The organism is Solitalea lacus (genome assembly GCF_022014595.1).
Lineage (GTDB): Bacteria > Bacteroidota > Bacteroidia > Sphingobacteriales > Sphingobacteriaceae > Solitalea > Solitalea lacus.
The window spans coordinates 3,154,457-3,178,913 of record NZ_CP091740.1; the positions used below are offsets into that span (position 1 = coordinate 3,154,457).

A 24,457-nucleotide genomic window follows, 5' to 3' on the forward strand; every position below is an offset into this window, starting at 1 on the left:
TGCCTTCCAGGCAAGCAAGTTTTGGCTAACAGCCGCGTAATACGGCAGCACGAAATAAACAGCATAGTTTTGATTGGTTTTAGATTATACAACAAGCATTCTTATCCATGATTTTATTTTAATTGGAAGCCCGGTGGAGTGACTGCTCTTCCGACTTTTTTATGAACTTCCCTTCTTCTTTTGTTTTACATATTTAATTTTTAATTAGGCATTACAATTACTTTCCTACCTACAATAGAAAACTTCACCAAATTTGTTGCTTCCAGCCGTTTCAACAATTCAGATATATTAACCTGTCTTGAAACCGATCCGCCAAAATTCACCTTCGACACATCGCCCCGAAACTCTACTTCCACATCATACCATCGTGCTACCTGGCGCATCACCTCCTTTATATTGGTATCCTCAAAGCGGAACATCCCTTGCTTCCAGGCCATTTCTTTTTCAAGATTTACCTGTTTAAATACCTCGATATTATTGGCTACCCGTGCCTGTTGACCCGGTTTTAACACAACACCTTCTTTGTTACCCAAAGAGGTTTTTACGGACCCTTCGAGCAGGGTTACTTTTATTACCGATTCATCATCATATGCGTTTACATTAAAGTGCGTACCCAATACAGCAACTTCCATGTTGGCCTTGCTAACTTTAAAAGGCATATTGGCGTTGTGCGCCACTTCAAAATAACCTTCACCCGATATTTGCACTTTCCTTTCCCTGCCGCTAAAAGCCACCGGATAACTGAGCGACGAGCCGGCGTTTAACCAAACTCTTGTTCCATCTGAAAGTGTAATATCCACAACACTACTCCCTCGTGGATTAGAAAGGGTATTGTACAGGTTAGAGGCGAGTGACCCATTGTTTGCTTTATAAACAATTTTTCCATCAGCCGTTTTCTCTACAGTAGCATTGCCGTCGCGGGCAATAGCACCGTTTGCTTTTTGATCGAGATAAACTTTTTGCCCGTTGGCCAATACAATCATTGCCCGGTTAGCAACAGGCGCAATAATATCTGCAGTAGCCACCTGCTGCGAAACTTGGGGTTCTGTTTGCCGGAATGACCAATATCCCAGTATACCTACTAAAAATACAACCGAAGCTGCCACACCAACCCATTTCCAGTTAAAGCCCCGTTTTATAGACACTACCGGCGTTTCGGGTTTTAAATCTTCCATCAGCGGTTGCATAATGGCATCCCAGTCAACATTCTCTTGTTTATTTTCGCTTTTTACCCTCTCCCAGAAGATATGCAGCGCATTTTCCACTGACTGGCTATTGGTACTGTTCTTTACCAGCAACAGCAATTGATCCAGCTCTTCCCTTGAGCAGGTGTTGCTGGTATATTTTTCAACCAGGATATTTATTTGTCCGTTTAAATCGTTATTCACTTGCATAGTTTATGACAATATCAATCTTGCCTTTTATATGGTGACGTATAAATAAAAGACTACTACTACCCAATGTTAACTTTTTTTAATTCTACATAAATATCTGAAATAGGTTATGTACTGTTCAGTTGCTTTGCAGGTTATTTTTTTTAAATAAATCACTTAATGTCAACTATTTGATTTATAAATAATAGAATTTCACCTGCTTGATCAGCCTGACATTTCGTCGAATAATTACAGCGAGTGCTGTGTTGTTTTTTTGCATGCAACCACTTCATTTTCAACTTATGGATTTTTAACCCAAAGGTTTTTGAGTACCCCCCCGCAGCAAGCTGCGGGGGGGGCGAAATAATTTAATCAAAAACTTAGCAAGCTGCGGCAAATACAACTCATAAAGATTCAGTTTAAGCGAATCAGAAACTTATTTTATCAGCTCATTCAGTTTTTGTTCTAAATCATCGCCTCGCAAATCTTTTGCGACAATCACTCCATTTTTGTCGAGTAACCAATTGCTGGGAATGCTCTCTACATTATACATTTTAGAAACATTACCCTCTTTATCCCATACATTGTACCAAACCATTTTATCATCCTTAATTGCTTTTAGCCATGCGGTCCTGCTGCTTTCTTTAGGCGATGTAATGCTCAGCACAGTGAAGCCTTTTTCCTTAAACCGGTTGTAAGCTTTGATAACATAAGGTGTTTCATCCCTACATGGATGACACCAACTGGCCCAAAAATCGACCAGCACATATTTCCCTTTAAAGGATGCCAGACTAATTTTGTTCCCGGAGGTATCGGCAAGGGTAAACTCTGGGGCAGTTGCACCTATATCGGTAGTGGCTACAAAAGTTAAATAATGATTCATTTTTTCGCCGGAAGGCAGATTTTTTACTTCGGGTGTTAATGCATTAAAAGCATCCTGCACTGTCTTTAATCCTCCATCAATCCAATTAGTCCCGTTTGCGCATGTTTTTAATGCATCAAGCGACAAAGGCGAATTGTGATGTGTTTTTGCATATTTTAAAAGACCATTATTTACATGATTTGCAGTATTACCATTTACTTCCCGCTTTATTCTTTCCAGTGCTGCAGTATCATTTATATTATTCATCTGCATCCGCATCTGCTCTGCATTACCTTTTGCATAACCGGCTCTAATATCACTATCAACCCGCTGTAAATACAGGTAATCTGCATGCCATTCAGCCCCCGAAACTTTGGTATTGTTTAATGTATCGGTAGAAACCACTTCAACCCTACCTGAAGAAATGTACACGTTATATTTGTTTCTATTACTGAAAGCTAAATAATTTTTAGCATGTTGCCTTCGTATTTCAAGAGGATAAATTGCCGCCAATTGTACAGCCTGCGGCTCATTGATACTGCCTGCAAACCCGTATTTTCCATCTACAACATCTGTGGTATCCTTCACCCTGCCTTCTGCACTTATATAATTGATAGCTATTTTTTTAACATCAGGCATGTTAACCAATGTACCCTGTATCCGAAAAATTCTTGTTTGCGCTTTTACAGCACAGAAGGATAAACTAAACAGAATAACATAAATAAATCGCTTCATAAATTACTTGGTTTTTAAATTTTCTAACATTTATTTAGGAGCACCTACAATCCAACTCTTCTCTTGAACAGACGTTGCCAGTATTATAAATGAATCGACGAATAAACGAATGCTTACTACTACCCGATGTTAATATTATTTCAATTCAAGTATCAATACAGAACTGGGAAAAATGCCTAATTATTTAGCAATCTCTGAGCATTCCTTCTTCCCTAATCAAAAGTAAACCTGGATGATTCAATGGTATCCCGGAGTATTTTTTCGTATTCCTGTTGCATTAACCGGGATTCCGCCGATAAGCTGTCTTAGTTTATCAAACACCATTAGCAATCTTAGCATATGATAAACCCAGGTAGAATTTCTGATAAATCATGCTTCTTTGTCGATCAGGGAGCTGATCGACATATTGCTTAAAAACCCGATTTACATCGTGGTAGTAGTATTAATAACATGCTCCGTTTCAGGAGACGGAGTGATTCCGAACTGGGCTGAATCTTCATCAAAAGGTAAGTTTTCTTCTCCGTCAAAAGATTCATTATGAGATATTTGTTAATTTATCCCGATTTTCCTATAAATAAAGAAACAGATCGTGGAACAAACATTCTATCAAATAATATTTTAGAAAAAGGAGCCATTGCTGGCCCCAATTTGATTTAGGTTATGAAGAAAGGTTCACTCACTTTAGCGATAAGAAATATCTATTCCTTTTTGGCTTTTGGAATTAGAGCTCTTACTCATCTTTTTCGTTTCTATTAGGAGTTTTATTCCCAATATAGTAAACAACATGCGAAATACCTTCAGCCATTATATTCAATTCAGCAGAATCGATTGAATAAGAATTGGTACTGTTACCGTACCAGTAATGATGTTTCCCGCATATTGGTTTCCGGTACTCTTCAAATGAGGGGGTAAGTAAAAAAGCTACTTCTTTATCATATCTATCAAAACTGTCTAATTCCAGATCGATCAATTGTTCTTCTCGGATGGATTGATACCCCTCTTGTTTCAATTGACTTAATATTTCCGGAGAAAACATGATGAGCGTTTCTTTTCCTACAAATGTTTCCATTACTGTTACTACACGATTAAAGGGTTCTTTATTTGTCAGAAGTTACCTGAGCTGCAATTCATAAGTGCTAGGGCTAGTTTATACCAAAACACCTACCCTTCCTTCCATTCGATTCAGTTAGTTGCACCTTTCGTCAAGACTTGTGCTTTTTAGTATATTGGTTTAGGCTCTTAAATTTAGTAGCTTCCAATCATTTTCCTTGAAGTCTAGCTGCAACAATGCATGGTACTTTTCCTGTTCCCGGTTTATCAACTCCCTGTAAATTGAACGCCCTATCAGCAGATTAATGGCATCCGTTGCTGTCACCCCTTTTCCTTTATTCAGGTAAAAAGTATTAGCAATGTCCACTTTGTTGGCTTGTCTTAATATCGCATCATACTTATTGAAAAAATACAGATCATATATTTCTGATTTTTTAAAATGCAATTCAAAATCAACTTTTTTATTAAAATGAATTATTGTATCCTGCAGCCTAAATGAAGGCTCTTGGTTAGCAATCTTTTCTTCCAGCTGCGAATTGATTTTTGCATCAAAACCAAGGTAATTTAAACTACCTTTCAGGGATTCTAGGTTCATGAGATTCATAACGTATTTTTTAAGAAAGGTTTTCATATTGAAAAATAAGAACACACTGTTTTAGCTTGTCAGAACTTTCAATTGACCCAAAAGGAGTTACTCACTATATTTCCATGCAAACCATTTGCAAACCATTTTTCCACTCGGGTGTATCAAGAATTTTGTGGTATTGCCATTACTTTGTAATGGTTTATATAGAAGTGACGTATAAATAAATGACTACTACTAACCGATGTTAACTTTATTTCGATTCATACATCAATATAGTGCAGGGAGAACAGTGCCTAATTATTTGGCAATCTCTGAGTCATTCCTTTTTCTCTGCTCTTACAGTAAACCTGGAGGCTTTTAGGTAGTAATAAATCAATGGTATCGCAGATATTCCTGTTGCATTAACTTGGTTGCCGCCGTGTTCTGCCCGCAGGTTGGATATTATCCCATATAATATTGGTAAATTCACGGTTATTCGATGCCTTCTGAAGAAAATCGAAAGACTTGTTAATGGCAAGACGAAACAGGAAAGCATCTCATGTTGTCGATTTCAGTCAGAAGCTCCCGCCCCATCATATCTGCATAAACATAGAGGTAAACGTATAAATAAATGGCTCTACCCGATATTAACCTTTTTTCAATTCAAGCATCAATATTGCAAACAAGACTGTACTGTTGAGATGTTTTAGCAAATGGCTTTTAATAAAGCGCTGAGCATCGACTATTTGATTGGCGATAGTGCTGGGGGCAATACCTAATTCTTTGGCAATCTCTGCATGAGTCATTCCTTCTTCCCTACTCATAAGATAAACCTGGCGGCGTTTAGGTGGTAATAAATCAATGGCATCCCGGAGTATTTTTTCGTATTCCTGTTGCATTAACCGGGATTCCGCCGTGGTGCTGCTCGCAAGTTGGATATTATCCCATATAATATTGGTGAGTTCACGATTATTGGATGCCTTCCGAAGAAAATCGATAGACTTGTTACAGGCAACGCGAAACAGGAAAGCGTCCATGTTTTCGATTTGAGTTAGAAGCTCCCGCCCCATCCATATCTTCATAAATACATCTATCACTAACTCCTCCGCTACTTCTTCTGATTTTACAATACCCAACATGTAATGATACAACCTACTACGGTACGATTCGAACAAGGACTGAAAAGCCCGTTCATCTCCAGCAGCAATTTGTTGAAGCCGTTTGTCACGATTAATTTTTTCTGTTTTTTGCAAAATGATATAGTTATTAAACGATCAATAATTTTTACAACAAAAAAAGCACAAGCTAACTAATAACAACCTATTAGAGGAATTAAAAGTTATCAGAAAAAGTAAAAAAAACAACATGCCAAATATTAAAACAAATTTCGATAAATAGTTGGTGTAATATCAGATATTTTGAGTGATGATGTAAACGAAAAGGGGAATTATATCAGTGGAGGTGCAACACCTAAGTTTGTATGTTATGGAGATGATGACCACCCTGTTCCAGCTTAGAACTGCACTAATCTTTCTCATCATTTATTATTGGAATGGACAGTGAAAATTTATTCATTGTTGTCGAAAGCATTGCGTATCGTCGCTCACCATAAAAACAGCCGTACCCGATACAACTGTTTTTACAGCCGCCTTTACCTTTACGGTATCCACAAAACTCACCATATTTGAAAACTGCTTTACATCCACACCAAACGTTTTTTATAATGTTATTCAAGCTTTTCCGACTTCTTTAGTTGCATCTGCTAAACTCACCAATGAATTCTTTGCAAATTTATTGTTGTAGGTAGGTAGGGAGCCGGTATGGTCTGTGAATAGATCGGCTTTATCGATGGTTGCTGTATTATGCAGTTCATAAGTAGGGGCGTTTACCTTCTTTAATTTTATAGTTCCATTTAACAGTTTTTGTTACCTGGGCATTTGAAACAAAACCGGCTAACAAATACAATTGTATTCCTTAAAAACATTAACAAATACAATTGTATTCCTAATCTCATTTTTGATGTTAAGTAACTTTTTGATATACTTTGTGCATAAAATTGTAGTTCTCTACCTTCTTGGTCATCTTTTTTAACTGCAACCATTTTTCAGCCAGGCATTGCGAACGGCACGCTGCAAGGGGGTAATATCCTTATCATCCATCAGGGTCATTTTATAGGTTTCCGTGATGCGTTCTTTTACTGAAACAGGGGCTGTTAATGTTTTTTGCTCCATCTCTCCGGCATCGTTCCTCCGTTTTACCACAATGGTCAGCATATCACCTGCCTTCCAGGGTGCACGCTGGCGGTCGAGTATTTCACTGAAATCTTTACCGGTAACAGGCTGCCCATTCAGGCTTACAATTTCATCCATCAATTTATAACCCAGTTTTTTGCCTACTTCATCCAAGTTGCTTACACCTACAACACTTGCTTTGTTTCCTGCCATCGTAGCAATACCGGGCTGCCCGATAGAATATATATACCTCTGCAAACGGGTATGGTAATCAACACCAGCCATTGCAAAAAATTCGGTGTATGGAATAGGAGTATTGCCTGCCACATATTTGTTTAAAAAATCCTTTACTTCAGGAAAACTAAGTGCGGCAATTTCATCAAACAGCCTATCGTCGTCAAAGTACTTATCCTGGCCAAACTTAATGCCGAGGTCGTGCTTTAACTGACCCAATCCATACTTGCCACTCGAAAGATGCAGCAAATAAATATCGAGACAGGCGCCAATTAAAGCGCCCTTTTCATACACATTACCATACTGCTTTTTGTAGGTGGTAGCTACTTCTTTACTCATAATAGTAAAAGGCAGCGTATCAATATATTGACTCTGCGAGGTTGCTATCTTCTTCGAAAGTGTTTTAAAGAATTGCTGGTAATCAGTAAGGCCATACAACACCTGCAAGTGATGCGCATCGTACTCTGTGGTACCTTCGTACAGCCACAAATGCTTCGACAAAACGGGTTGCTGATAGTTGAATTCCTTAATTTCTTTTGAACTGATGGATAGCGGTGTGAGGATGTGAAAGAATTCATGAGCCGAAATGCTCACAATCGTGTTCTTCATTTTAGCCTCTGTCATATTATCCATTGCATAAAAGGAAGAATTATTATGTTCTAAAGCGCCTTGCATTGGAGCTTTGTTCGAAAAATTATATAGGAAGGCATATTTTTTTATGGGAAGCTTTCCACCAAGATAGTTTTGCGTAGCAGTAAGCAATTGCTTCATTTGGCTGGCCAGCATACCAGCATATTTTTTACCATCCGGCTTGTACACCGAAACTAATACCTTTGTTTGGCCCAGGTTTATACTGGCGGTATCGGGCTTGCAATACATAATAGGTGAATCGTAGAGATCGTAAACACTTTTTACCTTAAACAAATCGGAACTGTCGCTGCTGTTAATAACCTCCAGTGCCGAAGAGCCGTAAAAACCCTGCGGTTTTACAAACTCCAATTCACACGGCGCTTTCTCCATGTTTTCGAAATAACCGAAAAAGCCGGGGGCATTGATTGAAAAGTTTTTACCAGGTTGAATGCTCGTTCCGCCCATTGGATATACACCTGCATCAAAGGGCTGGTGCCAGGTATCTTCCACCGTGTAGGAGACATTATCAAGCCTGGTGGCTTTGCCAATTTTCCAGCTGTTGCTAAGCTTTTCATGGGCTACAGGTAATTCCTTCCCCTTTTTATCATAGGCTTTCAGATTGGAGATAAAACGGCCAAAATTGCTGAGCATATAAGTACCCGGAATGATAGCAGGCATCAGGAAATTTACTTCCTTTTTGCTCATTTTTGGCGTACGCAATGTTACCTGTACGGTATTTTTGGATGCTTTTGTGAGGTCAACTTTGTAGTGGTACGGTTGCTGGGCAAATACCGGGGCTACCATGCTGACAAGAATAAACAGCGAAAAAATTTTCTTCATTACTTCTTTTAGATTTTGTTTTATTTTCCATTTGCCGGTCAAGATCCAAAATGACTCCAACTAAAAAACAGAATATCGACAATACTCATGCGCGGCTATTGAGAGAATGACGAAAAGCAGTTCAGGAACTACTACCCCGCAGAAACTTTTCTTAACAAAAGCGCCATAATCGAGCAATAAAAAACGTGCAGCAGTTAAAAGCTGAGAAACTTACCATTAATTACATCGGTTTGCATGATTTTATTACAAACAGTCTGCCGGCCGAAGCCAGGATTTGACCGATATTAAAGAGATTAAAAAGAAAATGGATGAGAAAGCAGTGAAGAAAAAAAGGCTACGACCAAAGTTATAAGATTAATAAAACGTTAGAAAACTACTACCTACAACACGTTCCATCGCGGGTACAATAAGCCTCTGACCCAATTTTTGCTTTGGGCATTAGCAGTAGAAACAGAAATTAAAAATGAACTAAGGAAAAGAGTAAATGGTAAATTTTTATGTGTTTTTTAATGGTTTAAGTTCAATAATTCAACGTTATTAAATTAAAACAGCAACGAGTGTCTTCAAGAATAGTTTAGACAATATTGTAGCAATCTTTGCAGACTTGTATTCGTTTTTTTCATAAGTACTCAAACTAAATTAAAGACAATTTAACCTTATATTAATACGGACACCTGATTTAAAAACCTAGGGTTAGTATGCCCCCAAAAAACATTTAAAATCGCGACCATTACGTTATAATATCGTCGTAACTAAGCTTTATTGCTCAGTACCGCGACAGCAACAGTCGCGATACTGAGTATTGAGACATTTTATTGCTAACCTTGTCGCGATACTGAGTATTGCGACATTTTATTACTAACTTTGTCGTGATACTTAAATCGCGACAATGAATACGAACGCAGAAATATTAACCGCAATGATACTGCGTATCATTGCCCATTACCCGCATGGTGCTAGTGTAGAGGACATCAGACAAGATTTGGAACCAGAAACGCACTTAAGAAAGCTGCAGCGTTATCTGAAAGATATGTCAAATAACGCTATCATTACGACATCTGGCAAAGCTAGAGCTACACTATATCACTTGGCAGGATCTGGGCTAGAACCACTTAAAGAGGAGGGTTTAACCGCTAAATCAGAAAGTTTAATCCCACTTTCCGAAAGCGGTGAACAGGTGCGAGAAAGGGTTACAGCTCCCCTGCAAAAAAGAAAACCCGTCGGCTACCGACGCGAATTCATAGAGAGCTACCGGCCTAACATTGACTCTTATTTAACCCTAAAAGAGAAAATGAAATTGGCAGCCATTGGACAGGCCGCAGGTGATCAGCCGGCAGGAACGTACGCACGACAAATACTGAACCGTCTCCTCATAGATCTTTCCTGGAACTCCAGTAGGTTGGAAGGAAATACTTATAGTCTCCTGGATACTGAGCGCTTAATTGAACAAGGTGAGACTGATGAGACCAAGTCTGCCTTGGAAGCGCAAATGATCTTAAACCACAAGGATGCCATTGAGTTTATGGTAGAAACAGCAACAGAGATCGGGTTCAATAGTTTCACCGTACGAAATGTACATGCTATGCTTGCCAACAACTTGTTAAGTGACCCGGAAGCACCAGGTAGGCTCCGCATTATTCCAGTAGGAATAACAGGTTCAGTTTTTACACCTTTGGCCATTCCTCAATTGATTAGTGAATTTTTTGAATTGATTTTAGCAAAAGCGTCGGAGATCAATAACCCATTCGAACAATCGTTTTTTATCATGGTGCATTTACCTTATTTGCAACCATTTGATGACGTCAATAAACGCGTGTCGCGCCTGTCTGCAAATATCCCCTTCATTAAGAGTAACTTTTCACCTCTGTCATTCACAGATGTGCCAGACGATATTTACACACAAGGCATGGTAGGTGTTTACGAACTTAATGATATAAGCCTGCTTAAGGACGTATTCATGTGGGGTTATGAGCGCTCAGCAGCAAGGTATGCAGTCGTTCGTCAGTCATTGGGTGAACCAGACCCCTTTCGTCTAAAGTACAGGAACCAGATCAGGGAAACGATCAACACCATTATCGCAGGAACCTTGAACTCGAAAATGGCAGCTGAACATATCAGGGTTAGGGCTACTGACTTTCCTGTAGAAGATCAAGCTCCTTTTATTGAAGCTGTAGAAACAGAATTATTAGCTTTACATGATGGTAACTTCGCCCGTTATCGGGTAAGTCCCAAAGAATTTAAACACTGGAGAGATAATTGGTAATTGGTTACCTTCAATATCCAAAAGGATTACACCTTGTTTTATTTTATATTTCATTTTATCATTATTTAAGATTTATAACTTAGGCCCTTTTCTCCATCTTTCCACCTTTTTAAGAGATTCTATATCTCCTAAATCTTTTTTTCTACCTGATACTTTTTTATTTTGGATAAAATCAGACAGGCTTATAAAATTTATTTTTAAATCATCAACCACACCTTCTATCTTGCTATTATAAGCCTCCTCAAAGTGTACCCCTGAAATAGCGTTTAGAATATCAATTCTCAATGGGGGATACCCCAGTTGGGTAACATAATTTTCTTTCAAAAAATCTTCTCTACTAAGACCTAAAGAGCCAAAACCAAAATCGGTCATTACATTTATCATTTTATCTGCATTTTCCGCTTGGTTTTATCCAAACATCTAAATCACCAGTATGTCTTGGCCTACCATGAAAAGCTAAAGCATGCGCGCCAACCACCATATATTCAACCTGATGCTTATTTAAGAGTGCAATAAAATCTTTAAAATCGTCTTCAAATATCATAGATGTTTTCTATTAATTACCTTTTCTATTTTTTGGGAAAAGAACCGTTTAACCATGTAAAATAGTTTCTTCGCAAACGAGTAACCTCCTGTAAACGATCTGAAACAGTTTTTTTTGCCAAAAAATAATATCTAATTCATCTTCATCTTCCATTCTTACTTGGCTTACAACCATAGCTATTTTTCTTTTCATCGTTTTGAGAGATTGATTCCGTTTCAAAACAGGTCGGAATCCGATTCTTATGATAATTAAAATTCATAATGGGTTGATCGAGCTTCTTGAATTGGCTCTCCAGTTATAACGAGTTGCAATCGTTCAAGGTTTATCTCAAATGACATACTGCGGCTATTGTTCGTTTTTTTTAACTCTTGAGAGGGCGCTGTCTTGCTGTGATGAATGTTGCCAACCTATCATCTGTCCGGACTTGTTTTTCTTATTTTTATATAAGGAAAAACATATGTCTAAAGCCTCTGCTACAATAAGTTTCGAATTTGCTTCTACTGGATGCTTTTTTACCTGTGGTGAAGAATTCAATGAAGTATGCAAATGGTCTAAATATCCAACACTGAGAGCTTTATTGAATCATCCAACTAAAAAAAAGTTTATTAAAGAGCTAAGAGATAATGACATTACTTGTTGTGAAAAATCTTTGTGTTTTTTTAGAGGGAGGACTGATAAGCCTGCTTCATCAAGAAATATGGGGCCAGCACCACGAAAGTATTGTGTTCCTGGAGGTCGATATAATAAAATATATCAATCAGTCCTATATCTAAGTAATTCGATATTCGGAGTAGAACAAGAGTTCGTAAAAAATAAGAAATTGCGTCCTGGTGATATGATATATATACAAGAATACAATATGCCTTTAGCTAACTTAAATATTGGAAATTTAAGTTTATGGTACCTAGAGACTCCTAACAGTTACGTAGGAGCTGTAATGACTCATTGTGAACTTTCGAAGGACAATGATAGAACTAGTGACTATCCTTACCCATCTTACCTTTTCAGCCAAACAATTGCAGGCTAATTACAAATCCCTCTTTACTCTTTTGATATTAATAGGAATTTGTTCTCCTTAAAGAAATCCGGGCAGTAATATCCTTGAAAACTCTTGTAGCCACCTAAAAGACAAACCGGTACAAGCCAAAGTACGCGTGTCGGCTTAAGCTTGAGCCATCACCCAGCTCCTGGGTCGAGACCGAAACATAGCGGCGATTATCCTGTCGAAACTGAAAGTGTTTAGCAGAATTTGAACTCAATTGGGCAGACAGTGTCTGCCCAATTGAGATTGAAGAAAAGTCAGACTCCGTCTGACCTATTTCCAACCTCCTTGAACCTCAGGTAGCAATCAATGGCAAGATGCGGAAGTGACACGAAAAACCCAAAAACCTGCTGCTTAAACTTAAAACATAATACATACGAAATGAAGCGGAGTTAGGCTTAATAGCCAAATCGCATGCTTCACCTCCCATTCCTCCGGAACGCCCTACCTCCGTCTCTTCAATACTTTATTGCTCATTCTCTAATTCCTTTTCCAATTCATCAATACTTGGTAGGCTGCCGGCTAACTCATTAGGTAAATAGCGGGTTAGCTCATACTCGGAAATTCCTAAAAAGAAGATCGATAAAAAATTCCCGGTCAGAAACGGTTAAAGGGTACTGACGTCCCACAAAAGCAAAGCCGCTGCCTAATTCCAGTAAAAACTTCTCTATATGTCCTACCAACCCGGCTTCCAGTTCCCGTTCATTAAACGTTTCGGTAAGTGTAAGGAAATCGAAATTATATGGGTCTTTTAATGTTTCTTGGGCTAAATCAGACTGCAGCGATGGCAAGGTTTGCTGAAAATTATGCGTCGCCTTTCCTTGCCTGCCCCACAAATTTTGTTTTATCTGCTTGGTTAAAGCCACTCTTCCCCAGCCATTTTTAAGACATTCCTCAGCGTACCAGTTTCGTACGTCCGCTTCCTTTACGGATTGAAGCAGTACAATATTATGGCTCCATGGCAATTTTGCAACAGGCTGTTGCAAAATTGAATACTCAGGATAAGCTTTGGCAAATTGTACCATATATCCAAGGTTTCTTTCAGAAAAGCCCTTCATTTCCGACAGATCATTCCGAATATCACGAGCAATTCGGGGAATTACAGCATTGCCCCAGCCTTCTGTCTGCTGTCGTGAAAGGATCATCTTCCCTATATCATGATACATTAATCCTGAATTATGCAATAGATTATTAAAGTAATCGATAAGTGTCTTTATATTAGTCACCCAAAGCGATTTACAACTTCACCCTGATGGTTAATTTGCCCATAGAGTATTCAGACAAACCCGTAACCCCATTTGGCGGGATGAGTTTACTAAAGCGCATGCTTGATAAGACCCAGATTTATGAACAGCTTAATAAACTGGCACTGCCTGTTGCAGGCTCCAATCGGGGATATTTACCATCGGATATTGTTCGGTCCTTTTGGTTAGGTATTTGGACGGGGGCCAGTCGTTACATTCATTGCGACTGGGTAAGATACGATACGGTTCTTCAAGACATTTTCGGTCTGAAGCAGATGCCTTCTCAGAGCACCTATAGTCGATTTTTCAATAAATTCAATCAAGCCAAAAATACAGAAGTATTCCCTGCCCTGCAGCAGTGGTTCATGGAGCAGCTGGAAATCAACACAATTACGGTTGATTTTGACAGTACCGTTATTACCCGGTATGGAGAACAGGAAGGCAGTGCCGTAGGTTATAATCCCAATAAAAAGGGCAGGAACTCCCATCATCCTCTGATGGCTTTTATCAGCCAAACCAGAATGGTGGCCAATGCCTGGTTGCGACCCGGAAATACCGCGGCCAGTTCTAATTGCGTAGCATTTATGCAGGAAACCTTTGATTGTTGTCTGCAGGGGAAGAAAGTGGGTTTGGTTCGTGGAGATAGTGGCTTCTATACCGAAGAAATCCTTGATTACCTTGAGCAAAAGCGGCTAAACTACGTGGTAGCCGTCAGAATGTATCCCAATATAAAAAGCGAAGTACTCTGCCGGAGCGCATGGATTACCCTTAGCAAAGGAATAGAGTTGAGTGAAATGACTTTCAGCCATTCACAAGGTAAGCCAAGGCGGTATATTATTGTCAAAAAACGGGTAGAGGATCGGCCTAATTGCACAGGTAAACTTCTTTTTGAGGATATGCCAGGGTATCGGTTTAGTTGCTATGTGACCAATTTGGATTTACCTCTTGACCAGGTATGGAACATTTATAATTCAAGGGCCGATTGCGAGAATCGGATTAAAGAGCTCAAACAAGATTTTGGTCTGGAAAACTTCTGCATGCAAAACTTTTGGGCAACAGAAGCCTCCTTCCGGTTCATCATGGTAGCCTATAACCTGATTAGTCTTTTTAGACACTTTGCTTTAAATGAACACAATAAAGCTACCCACCAAACACTAAAATCCTATTGCTTTGCATTAGGAGCCTGGACTGCAACTCATGCCAACAGAAAAGTGCTAAAAATCTCATTGCCCCTCAAAAAGCGGCAATGGATGGATGGATTATTTGCTAAAATTGACCTGCTGGATGGTAAGTTCTCCTATTCTAATGCATAATTCAGGTTAATACCAACTCGGCATTCACAGCTACGGCAGCTTTAACCTGAGCCTGACGTATCCGATTTTTTATATGGCCAATTATTCGTGCAATTCTATTACTCTCTTAATTCGTTTTTGACTGTTTTACGATATTCCAAGGCAGCCTTAATTTCTCCGTAGGAGAAGTCATCACCCAAATCCTCTTTTAAAGCCCCTAATGATTTATCCCCTATCTTTAGGATGCATTGAAGAATTATTTCAAGTTTCGCTTCAGTGATCAACTCTTCAATTTTAATTTCTCCGCTTGAAATAAATGATGTTAAATGCCCTTCTACCGTTCCTGTTGTCAAATTTCTTTCGACAGCAATTTCAGCAATTGCCTTACCCGACTTGAACATTTCAAGAGTTATTCTTCTAGTTTCACCTTTGAGAGACTTTCCAACTTCATCAGAATTACCCTCAGCTGAAGCAGTTGATGTAGACAATTTGAGTTCGTTTAATAATTGCTCCGAATCAACCCCTTGCGCCAGACCTTGTGCAATTAGTTGCGCCGCTTTTACCAACTCCACTTTTCGAAACAAAAATTTACGTAATTGTTTCAATGTTGCTAAGTACTTGGTTACGCGTTTTTTCTTTCGGGTTTGATTGATATGCTCATCCAACTCATCAAGCACTTCATCCAAAGATTTACTGAAATACCCTACTGCCTTGTCAATACGATCAATCAAAGTTGCATAACCGTCTGTTTGTGCCAAAGGCAACAGTTTATCGAGTTGTAAGATAAAGGTATTGGCAACCTTCTGCTGACTTAAGACTATTTTATACCACTTCTCTGCTAAATCTGCCGCTTCGGTTTTATCTGACACCAAGCCGCCATTCAAACTATAATAGTGCTGCTCAATATAGAAAACCAGTTTATTCCAATTAAAGGTTTGCAATAACAAGGTATTTACATATTGTTTGCGGTTAGCCTTCAATTCCTGCTCCAGCAAATGATCATTTAAGGCTTTGCTACAGAATTCAATCACACGATCATCCGTAGAAATGGCCTGCTGGGTAATTTTTGATAACAGCACCAATCCTTGCAAATTGGTCAACCTACTTAATGCCACGTATACCTGACCTGCAGCAAAAGAAGCCCCAGCATCAACTATGGCTTTCTCAAATGTTAAACCCTGACTTTTATGAATGGTTACGGCCCAAGCCAATCGAACCGGATACTGTTTAAACTCACCTAGAACAATCTCGTCAATGGCTTCAGTATCTTTATTGAACTGATACTTCACATTATGCCAGGATTCTTTTTCAAGCTCAAGTTCATTTCCATCACTAAAAACCACAGTAATTGTCTTAGCAGAAATTCCCTTAACGGTCGCAAGCCTACCATTGTAATAGCGCCGGTGTTCACCCGAATCATTTTTAATAAACATGATTTGGGCTTTTTCCTTTAACTCCAACACTTCATCGACAGGATAAGCCGATTCATTAAAATCTCCTGTAACATCCGCTTTAAACAAATGTCCTTTACTTGGTAAGGCTTCCAGTTCAGCCTTGTTTATTTGATCAGCTTTGACAGTATGAGTGGTTAAGGTAATATAATCTTCATGTTGTGGCTTTTTAAATTCAGGCTTATAATATTGATGCAAGCATTCCAAATCAGCAGTTGTAACCGTGTTACTCCTTATATTATTAAGCAGATTAATAAAAACATCATCCTGCTGGCGATAAATTTTAGTCAATTCTAAATAAAGTGGCTCTGATTCTTGTATTACATTTGCGTCGAAAAAGAACGGGCTCTTGTAATAATTACGTAATACACTCCAATCATCGCTCTTTACAACAGGCGGAAGCTGAAACAGATCACCAATAAAAACCACCTGTACCCCTCCAAAAGGAACCGGATTTTGACGAACATACCTCAACAAGCTATCAACAGTATCCAGTAAATCCGCCCGAACCATACTCACTTCGTCGATCACCAGTAAATCCATTTCCTGAATCAGCTCCTTACGATCCTTACTCATCTTTAAGCCTTTCAGGTATGAATAAATAGTATTGAATCGACCTAAATCTTTGTTCCAATAAGGTTGATTAATGGGTAAAAATGGTTCGAATGGCAGCTGAAAAAATGAGTGAATAGTAACCCCTCCGGCATTAATAGCAGCAACACCTGTTGGAGCCACCACTACCATTTTCTTGGGTGTATGCTGATGAATGTACCTTAGGAAAGTGGTTTTTCCGGTACCGGCTTTTCCGGTTATAAACAAATGCCGGTTAGTCTGATTAACAAACTGAACGGCAAGCTTAAAAATGGTATTATCTGAATCGAACATAAACTGCGAAAATAGACAAATGAAAGGTATTACAGTATTTGAATTGAAGAGTATGTTTATTTTAGCCTTCTGATAACTGATTTGTATGATTAATAATATAACAATACCAACAGACAGGCAAATTTGGGAAGGTGAGATCGCAACCTATTGGTTTGATGGTAATATTCTAGTTTCCTTATCAAAAAGTCCTAAACGAACTATAGAGAATATTTCAAACAATGTGGCGCTGGTAAAACAAATTACTGGCAATAAAAGAGCTCCACTATTGATTTACTTGTGCGACTCGCCGGTGCCAGATAAACAAACTCGCAAGTTTTCCACTGAACAATTGCCAACAGTATATTCTGCAATGGCTATGGTATCTAAACCGGGCTTGGCCCGGTTGATTATGAATTTATTATTCAGCCTGAAACCACCTCCGATTCCAATGAAAAGTTTTACCAACGATCAGGAAGCTAAAGATTGGTTAATGCAATTTGTTTAAGAAAAACTACAATAAGAGCTTCTTTAAATAAAACAGGCCTATAGATTTTATCAAAACTATGGGCCTGTGTTGTGTATTAGGAGTTTAATTTCACTTAACAGAAAACTTCTGTAAATAAGTATCGGATTCCTTAATAGATTGTTTGAACAGGCTATCAATTACATTGATCTTTCTTTTTTCCTCTTTGTAATAAGCCACTGCTTCTTCATTTGATTTTGAGCCAACTTCCGGATCAAAGCCATGCATCCAGTCAGACATACTATTGTCTGCTACCTCCAGCTGCTTAACGATCGCTGAAATATCTTGTCTTTCTTTCAAAGTATCTAAAGCCGGATTTGCCTTTTTTAAACTATCCAGTTTATTACCAAGATCATTCAGCAGTCTTTTATTCCTTAAAATTTTTTCATTATCAGCCATTACCTCATCATGCACTTTCAACACATCTTTTAGCAGGACTTTATAATCCTCTTTTGGCTTACAACTTGTCATCAATGCTATTACAAGGGCCAGGTAAAATGCATTTTTCATAAAAATAGTTATCAATTAAATTTAATTATTAAATGAATAGGCAAATTTAACATAAATCTGTTCCCTTCTAAGTGGTGCAACATTAACTTCCATCAACACAATTCTTTTTCAAAACTAAACCAAGAACCTAACATATTCTATACATCAATATTGTTACTGAATATTATTCTACAAACAATTAAATTTACTGAATAATATTCGAAATAACCATGTTTGACCTGGATGACATTGACCTCAAAATCTTATCTATTAAGCAAGAGAATGCCTGCACTTCAAACGCTGACTTAGCAAAACAGTTGGGCATGGCTCCCTCTGCAATGCTTGAACGTGTTCGCAAACTTGAAAAGCGAGGAATCATTGTTTCTTACACCACTAAGATTAATCCGATAGCATTAAATCAACGATTGCTAGCTTTTATTTTCATAAAGACCAGTTCTGCACCAAATAATTGCCATCAGGACGCTAAGCTTAGTATGTTGCCGGGTATTCAAGAGGTACATCACATTGCCGGTGATGATTGTTATTTGATAAAAATACGAACAGAAGACTCTCAAGCTTTGGTAAAATGGATGCGTGAGGAACTGGGGCAAGTACAAGGCATTTTATCAACTCGTACCACCATTGTACTTGAAACACTAAAGGAAACTACACAACTAACAATACCACTTTCGAACAATGAAAACGCTCAACAACACACTACGTGAACCTTCTAAAATTGCTATTATTTTAGCATTTACTTCCATTTACCTCATTTGGGGCTCAACCTATTTAGGTATAATGGTAGCCATACAAAGTATTCCTCCAATGATATTGGGAGGCCTTCGCTTCTTAATTGCAGGTGTTTTGTTACTAGGCTGGTGTTTGTACAATAAAGAAAAGCTACCTTCCAAAAGCACTATAATTAAAAGCAGTATATCTGGTTTATTACTCTTATTATGGGGTAATGGTGCTGTAATTTGGGCCGAACAATACATAGCCAGCAGCATTACAGCAATTATTGTAGCCGGTGCACCACTTTGGATGGCCCTACTTGATAAACGGGAATGGAAACATTCTTTTTCTAGCCTTGCTATTATTTCGGGCTTATTGATCGGTTTCTCAGGAGTGGTGATTTTGGTAACCGCGGGTAAAGAAACAACACATTTCTCGCTTTCAGACTCCAAACAATTTCTTGGATTATTAGTATTACTTAGCGGTTCTATTGCTTGGGTCGGCGGTTCATTATTCACAAAATACTCGCCAACGGAAGGCTCTACCCTAATGAAAGTGAGTATACAAATGCTTGTTGCATGTGTTGCCTTCTTCTTGGTTGCTGCAATTCGTGGTGAATATCAAACCTACCACTGGCAACAAACCACTACAAAATCATGGCTGGCCCTAGGTTATCTTATCACCTTTGGCTCTTTGATAGGCTACTTGTCATATGTATGGCTACTATCAGTTCGCTCACCTGCACAAGTTGGCACCTATGCCTATGTGAACCCTTCAGTAGCTGTTTTATTGGGATGGTTAATGCTAAACGAACCCATTTCATTGCAACAGGCGCTTTCATTAGGCGTTATTTTAATTGGGGTAATGCTGGTAAACAAGGGGAATAGCAAAAAGGCAAAAGCCGCGGCTTTAACTCCTCCCAAAAGTTCGTTAAATGAACAACCTAAGCCCTTAGAAAAGACATTGGTTTTAGTTGATAAACAAGTATAAAAAAAAGAGAAGGCGCTGATTAATAGAATTCAGCGCCTTTTCTTATGTTTTAGATCCTTTACTTATCAAGTTCCACTACCCACTGATTGTTTTGCCTGAATTTATCAGGCGTATAAATATCTACCAAAACTACCTTCGTAATTTTGGAACCAAATTTATCTTTTACCAGAAACTCTTTGTCGTTATTTGCCCAAACTTCGGCGCTATAATATTTTTGTACTTCTTTACCGTTTTCAAGAGTAATTGTCAGATAAATTGGAACTGGCAAACCTCCTTTATTTTCAATGGTTATAACAGATTCACCTTTTATATCTGCTACTTTCTTAATCGCTAAATCCGGATAAACCCAATCAAAAAACCATGCTTTCCAAAACCAGTTCAAGTTTTTACCTGCAGCTGCGTTAAAACTGTAGAAAAAATCATAGGGAATCGGATGTTTTCCATTCCAATCATTCATATATTGATGCAAAGCTTTAAAAAACAGTTTATCACCCAACATATCCTGTAAGATATGATAACACAAGGCTGATTTCCCATAGGAATTTGTAACATAAGCAAATCCATCATAGCTCTTGGTATTTACTATAAGCGGCATATCTTCATCGGTTCCAGAAATCCTTTCGTAACGAACACGACTGTAAATCCCGTCATCTTCTGGTTCTCCCATTATTGGAGACAATACTGACTCGCCAATAGTAGCCCAACCTTCGTCCATCCATGCATATTGTGTTTCGTTTATTCCCATATAAAATGGAAAATAAGTATGAAAAATCTCATGGGTGGTTAATTGAACTGCATCTTTTCTACTATGCGTAGGGTTGTCGTTTACCATCATAGGGTATTCCATTTGATCGGTTCCATCTATTATGGTGATTTGCGGGTATGGAAACGGAACTTTAGGATACACATGACTCATCAGCTCAACTGATTTATTGGCTATCTCCTGCACCTCAAAATAATCACGATGAGTTTTATTATAGGCTGTATGAACCATACTTCTTCGACCGGTAACGGAATCAACCAATACACTGCTTGCATCCCATAAATAATGATCACTTAAAGCAAAGGCAAAATCGGTTACGTTTAAGGCTTTAAATCTCCAGTTACCTGTAGGATTGGCTGCAAACACATTATTCTTTCTGTAGTCAGTTGAATCAATGATATGAATGTTATTGTGTGTAGATTTTGCTTGTTTTAATTTATCCAGAACAACACCACTCAAATTCTCGGCAGCATTTTGAAGTTCTCCAGTGGCCCATACCACATTATTTTGGGGCACATTAATCTCCACTTCAAAATCACCGAAATCGTTATAAAACTCCTGCGTTCCTTTATAACTCCATGTATCCCATCCATTTATATCGTCATAAACCGCAATTCTCGGAAATGAATAAGCAATAAAAAAAGAACTTTCATCAACTGCTCCCGTACGGATTTGAGATCCGATATTTATGGGATAATTCCATTTTATAACAATTGTTTGCTCTGCTTTAGACAGAATTGCCTTTGCTGGAAAAACTATAAGATTGGTATTGCTTCGCACAACTTTCTTCGGGTCATTAAAATCAGCAATCTGTTCATTACCAATTATCATTTTTTCAATCACCACACCATCATGTTCATCCTTAGGATCGATGAAAATAGGACAAACGATCCATTCTATTAAACTGGGTGAAGTTGAACTTGATGGCACTCCCTCAATCCATGAAATAGACAGAATTAAGTCTACCTTGCAAAATAATGGATTCGAGTTGCTGGAAGATAAACAAAGTAAGCTGATTGAGTTAATTAAAAACCTGATTATTGAGTTGGTGCATGATAAAAATGGAATAAACCTCAATATCAATATTTCAGATTATCTTTCTTCTACCTTAAACACAGATTACAGCTACCTGAGTAACCTGTTTTCCTCTTACGAAGGAATTACCATTGAGAAGTATCTCATTTTACAACGAATTGAACGTGTGAAAGAATTATTATTTTATGATGAGTTCACCTTAAGCGAAATAGCCAATTTATTAGGTTATAGCAGTGTGGCTCACCTATCGGCGCAATTCAAAAAAACTATTGGCTTAACCCCTTCAGAATTTAAAAAACTTAAGAATCCGATGCGCAAAACGCTGGATAATGTGGGTTAGTTTTAGGTTCTTTTATAAAATCATATAACATTCTTCCATAATTCTGTAAAGTTTCAGGCTTCTATACAAGGTACATTTGTATAACAAACAAATCGACTTATGCAGACTATAGAAACCATAGCACCTTTGAGAAAAGGGAATTTGATAAAACAAACATTTCCAGTTGAGGGAATGAGTTGCGCGTCATGTGCTGTAAGCATAGAAAGTATGCTTTCACATGAAGCCGGAGTAGTAAGCGCAAGCGTAAACTTGGCCACCAATTCAGTAGCGATTGAGTTTGATTCTAAACAAACTTCTCCGGAACAGCTTAAAAAGACAGTTCAGTCCATTGGCTACGATCTGCTTATTACTGAAAACGCTAAGGAAGCACAAGCTGGGCTGCAAGAAGTAAAATACAGACAGCTAAAAACAAACTCACTTTGGGCTGGCATTTTAACGCTTCCCGTAGTTATTATAGGCATGTTCTTTATGCACTGGCAACCGGGCAACTGGATTATGATGGTATTAACGGGCATTGTATTGTTTGTTTTTGGTAAGCAGTTCTTTGTAAATGCCATTAAACAAGCAAAAAACAGGTCTGCCAACATGGATACATTAGTGGCATTAAGCAGTGGTATTGCTTTCTTATTTAGTTCCATTAACACCATTTTTCCGCATCTATTGCACAAAGCAGGAATGCATACCCTGATATATTTTGAATCGGCGGCGGTAGTGGTAACCTTTATTCTATTAGGCAGATTACTGGAAGAGCGCTCAAAATCAAAAACTTCTTCGGCTATAAAAAAACTAATGGGCCTTCAAGCAAAAACCGTAACTATTGAAGAAAACGGCATTGAGCGTGAATTAACAATTGAAGAAGTCCATCCCAATCAGATCATTATTGTTAAACCCGGACAAAAAATTGCTGTTGACGGAACTGTAATTTCAGGTTCATCATATGTAAATGAAAGCATGATAACCGGAGAGTCGGTTCCTGTTGAAAAAACCAAAGGCAGTAAGGTATTTGCCGGAACAATAAATCAACAAGGAGCATTTAAGTTCAGATCAGAAAAAATAGGACGTGAAACCTTATTGGGACAAATAATCAGGCATGTTGAGGAAACTATGGGCAGTAAAGCGCCTGTACAAAAACTGGTTGATAAAATTGCCGGCATTTTTGTTCCCATTGTGATATTAATTGCCCTGGCTTCATTTACAGCCTGGATGGTTTTGGGTGTTCATGATCCTTGGTATCATGCTATAACCGCATTTGTTGCAGTATTGGCGATTGCATGCCCTTGTGCATTAGGATTAGCCACTCCCACCGCTTTAATGGTAGGCGTAGGCAAAGGAGCCGAAAGCGGTATTTTAGTTAAAGATGCTGAAAGCTTAGAAGTCGCCCGAAAAGTCAATACTATAGTTCTCGATAAGACTGGCACTATTACTCGTGGTACTCCACAGGTAACCGATATGGTTTGGCTTAACAAAAATGCAGAAAATCAGTATGCACCTTATGTTTTAGGTATTGAACAACGGTCAGAACACCCGTTAGCTCTGGCAGTTGTCAATTATTTAAAGGAATCAAGCACCAATACTATTGAACCCGACGAGTTTATCAATATTACAGGCAGAGGAGTGAAAGCCATTTTTAATTCTACTAAAGTTTTGATTGGAAATAAACCTTTAATGGAGGAAAACAGCTTTTCATTTTCTGAAGAAATTAAACAACTAGCGCATCAATGGCAACGACAAGCCAAAACAGTAATTTACGTCGGAATAGATAACCTGGTTGTGGCAATAATTGCAATTGCCGACAGCATAAAAGAGGGCTCTAAGGAGGCTATCACTGAATTACAAAAATCAGGCATTGAAGTATACATACTTACCGGCGACAATGCTGAAACAGCACAAGCTGTTGCAAGGGAAACAGGAGTCAAACATGTTCATTCTGGACTACTACCTGCTGATAAAGCCTTGTTCATAAAACAGTTACAAGCTAAAGGAAAAATTGTAGCAATGGTGGGTGATGGAATTAATGATTCACCAGCCTTAGCTCAAGCAGATTTAAGTATTGCCATGGGTAAAGGAGCTGATATTGCCATGGATGTAGCTAAAATGACATTAATTTCTTCAGACTTAAGACAAATTGTGAAGGCACTTCATCTTTCTGACTTTACCGTGAGAACGATACGTCAAAATCTTTTCTGGGCATTTATTTACAATCTCATTGGTATTCCATTGGCTGCTGGATTGTTTTATCCAGTCTTTGGTTGGCAACTGGATCCAATGTTTGCAGGTGCGGCTATGGCTTTGAGTTCGGTTTCAGTAGTAACAAATAGTTTGCGCCTGCGCAGCAAGAAAATTTAAAAACAAATAACTCTAAAAC

The 24,457-nt window shown here is 38.4% G+C and carries 21 protein-coding genes; 8 read left to right on the plus strand and 13 right to left on the minus strand.

The window, feature by feature from the left end; translation table 11 throughout:
• Positions 1-200 precede the first annotated feature (200 nt).
• The 6 genes from L2B55_RS13655 to L2B55_RS13680 form a co-directional block, all read right to left on the minus strand.
• The gene (locus L2B55_RS13655; protein ID WP_237846677.1) at positions 201-1,388 is read right to left on the minus strand and encodes a FecR domain-containing protein; all 1,188 of its coding nucleotides are present in this window, start codon (positions 1,386-1,388) and stop codon (positions 201-203) included.
• A gap of 421 nt (positions 1,389-1,809) precedes the next feature.
• Positions 1,810-2,970, minus strand: coding sequence for a TlpA disulfide reductase family protein (locus tag L2B55_RS13660; RefSeq protein ID WP_237846679.1), 1,161 nt, complete (start codon positions 2,968-2,970; stop codon positions 1,810-1,812).
• Positions 2,971-3,700: 730 nt separating this feature from the next.
• A complete protein-coding gene (locus tag L2B55_RS13665; RefSeq protein WP_237846680.1) occupies positions 3,701-4,039 on the minus strand; it encodes a hypothetical protein in 339 nt (112 codons plus the stop codon).
• Positions 4,040-4,201: 162 nt separating this feature from the next.
• Positions 4,202-4,615, minus strand: coding sequence for a hypothetical protein (locus L2B55_RS13670; RefSeq protein ID WP_237846681.1), 414 nt, complete (start codon positions 4,613-4,615; stop codon positions 4,202-4,204).
• A 617-nt stretch (positions 4,616-5,232) separates the two neighbouring features.
• Entirely contained in the window at positions 5,233-5,838 is a 606-nt protein-coding gene (locus L2B55_RS13675) for an RNA polymerase sigma factor (RefSeq protein ID WP_237846682.1), read from the minus strand.
• An 834-nt stretch (positions 5,839-6,672) separates the two neighbouring features.
• On the minus strand, positions 6,673-8,520 hold the full coding sequence (locus tag L2B55_RS13680; protein ID WP_237846683.1) for a M61 family metallopeptidase: 1,848 nt from the start codon (positions 8,518-8,520) through the stop codon (positions 6,673-6,675).
• Positions 8,521-9,607: 1,087 nt separating this feature from the next.
• Between L2B55_RS13680 and L2B55_RS13685 the strand changes: the two genes are divergently transcribed.
• Positions 9,608-10,783, plus strand: a complete 1,176-nt coding sequence (locus tag L2B55_RS13685) for a Fic family protein (RefSeq protein WP_237846684.1) — start codon at positions 9,608-9,610, stop codon at positions 10,781-10,783.
• A gap of 72 nt (positions 10,784-10,855) precedes the next feature.
• On the opposite strand, the gene L2B55_RS13690 is transcribed toward L2B55_RS13685, so the two are convergent.
• The 3 genes from L2B55_RS13690 to L2B55_RS13700 are packed head-to-tail and all read right to left on the minus strand — an operon-like array spanning position 10,856 to position 11,519.
• A complete protein-coding gene (locus tag L2B55_RS13690; RefSeq protein ID WP_237846685.1) occupies positions 10,856-11,167 on the minus strand; it encodes a hypothetical protein in 312 nt (103 codons plus the stop codon).
• Between the two features lies 1 nt (position 11,168).
• Positions 11,169-11,327 (minus strand): hypothetical protein, encoded by a 159-nt coding sequence (locus L2B55_RS13695; RefSeq protein WP_237846687.1) that lies wholly within the window; start codon positions 11,325-11,327, stop codon positions 11,169-11,171.
• 48 nt (positions 11,328-11,375) lie between these two features.
• Positions 11,376-11,519: a hypothetical protein gene (locus tag L2B55_RS13700; RefSeq protein WP_237846688.1), complete on the minus strand. Its 144-nt coding sequence runs from the start codon at positions 11,517-11,519 to the stop codon at positions 11,376-11,378.
• Between the two features lie 265 nt (positions 11,520-11,784).
• On the opposite strand from L2B55_RS13700, the gene L2B55_RS13705 reads away from it, so the two are divergent.
• Positions 11,785-12,354 carry a hypothetical protein gene (locus tag L2B55_RS13705; RefSeq protein WP_237846689.1) on the plus strand — a complete coding sequence of 190 codons (570 nt, stop codon included), beginning with the start codon at positions 11,785-11,787 and terminating at the stop codon, positions 12,352-12,354.
• 566 nt (positions 12,355-12,920) lie between these two features.
• Here L2B55_RS13705 and L2B55_RS13710 read toward each other — a convergent pair.
• The gene (locus L2B55_RS13710) at positions 12,921-13,595 is read right to left on the minus strand and encodes a PDDEXK nuclease domain-containing protein (protein ID WP_237846690.1); all 675 of its coding nucleotides are present in this window, start codon (positions 13,593-13,595) and stop codon (positions 12,921-12,923) included.
• 26 nt (positions 13,596-13,621) lie between these two features.
• On the opposite strand from L2B55_RS13710, the gene L2B55_RS13715 reads away from it, so the two are divergent.
• A complete protein-coding gene (locus L2B55_RS13715; protein WP_237846691.1) occupies positions 13,622-14,926 on the plus strand; it encodes an IS1380 family transposase in 1,305 nt (434 codons plus the stop codon).
• A gap of 98 nt (positions 14,927-15,024) precedes the next feature.
• On the opposite strand, the gene L2B55_RS13720 is transcribed toward L2B55_RS13715, so the two are convergent.
• The gene (locus L2B55_RS13720) at positions 15,025-17,241 is read right to left on the minus strand and encodes a helix-turn-helix domain-containing protein (RefSeq protein ID WP_237846692.1); all 2,217 of its coding nucleotides are present in this window, start codon (positions 17,239-17,241) and stop codon (positions 15,025-15,027) included.
• Between the two features lie 85 nt (positions 17,242-17,326).
• On the opposite strand from L2B55_RS13720, the gene L2B55_RS13725 reads away from it, so the two are divergent.
• Positions 17,327-17,725, plus strand: a complete 399-nt coding sequence (locus L2B55_RS13725; protein ID WP_237846694.1) for an STAS/SEC14 domain-containing protein — start codon at positions 17,327-17,329, stop codon at positions 17,723-17,725.
• Positions 17,726-17,815: 90 nt separating this feature from the next.
• Here L2B55_RS13725 and L2B55_RS13730 read toward each other — a convergent pair whose 3' ends face one another.
• Positions 17,816-18,253 carry a hypothetical protein gene (locus tag L2B55_RS13730; protein WP_237846695.1) on the minus strand — a complete coding sequence of 146 codons (438 nt, stop codon included), beginning with the start codon at positions 18,251-18,253 and terminating at the stop codon, positions 17,816-17,818.
• Positions 18,254-18,462: 209 nt separating this feature from the next.
• Here L2B55_RS13730 and L2B55_RS13735 point away from each other — a divergent pair, with 209 nt between their 5' ends.
• Together L2B55_RS13735 and L2B55_RS13740 are read left to right on the plus strand one after the other, a co-directional pair.
• Positions 18,463-18,957, plus strand: coding sequence for an Lrp/AsnC family transcriptional regulator (locus L2B55_RS13735; RefSeq protein WP_237846696.1), 495 nt, complete (start codon positions 18,463-18,465; stop codon positions 18,955-18,957).
• On the plus strand, positions 18,929-19,954 hold the full coding sequence (locus tag L2B55_RS13740; protein WP_237846697.1) for an EamA family transporter: 1,026 nt from the start codon (positions 18,929-18,931) through the stop codon (positions 19,952-19,954). The genes L2B55_RS13735 and L2B55_RS13740 overlap by 29 nt, the downstream gene beginning before the upstream one ends.
• Positions 19,955-20,012: 58 nt before the next feature.
• Here the strand turns inward: L2B55_RS13740 and L2B55_RS13745 are convergent, their stop codons facing one another.
• A complete protein-coding gene (locus tag L2B55_RS13745; RefSeq protein ID WP_237846698.1) occupies positions 20,013-21,548 on the minus strand; it encodes a M1 family metallopeptidase in 1,536 nt (511 codons plus the stop codon).
• Positions 21,549-21,588: 40 nt separating this feature from the next.
• Here L2B55_RS13745 and L2B55_RS13750 point away from each other — a divergent pair, with 40 nt between their 5' ends.
• The gene (locus tag L2B55_RS13750; RefSeq protein WP_237846699.1) at positions 21,589-22,092 is read left to right on the plus strand and encodes a helix-turn-helix domain-containing protein; all 504 of its coding nucleotides are present in this window, start codon (positions 21,589-21,591) and stop codon (positions 22,090-22,092) included.
• 99 nt (positions 22,093-22,191) lie between these two features.
• Positions 22,192-24,438, plus strand: coding sequence for a heavy metal translocating P-type ATPase (locus L2B55_RS13755; protein WP_237846700.1), 2,247 nt, complete (start codon positions 22,192-22,194; stop codon positions 24,436-24,438).
• The last annotated feature ends 19 nt before the right edge of the window (positions 24,439-24,457 follow it).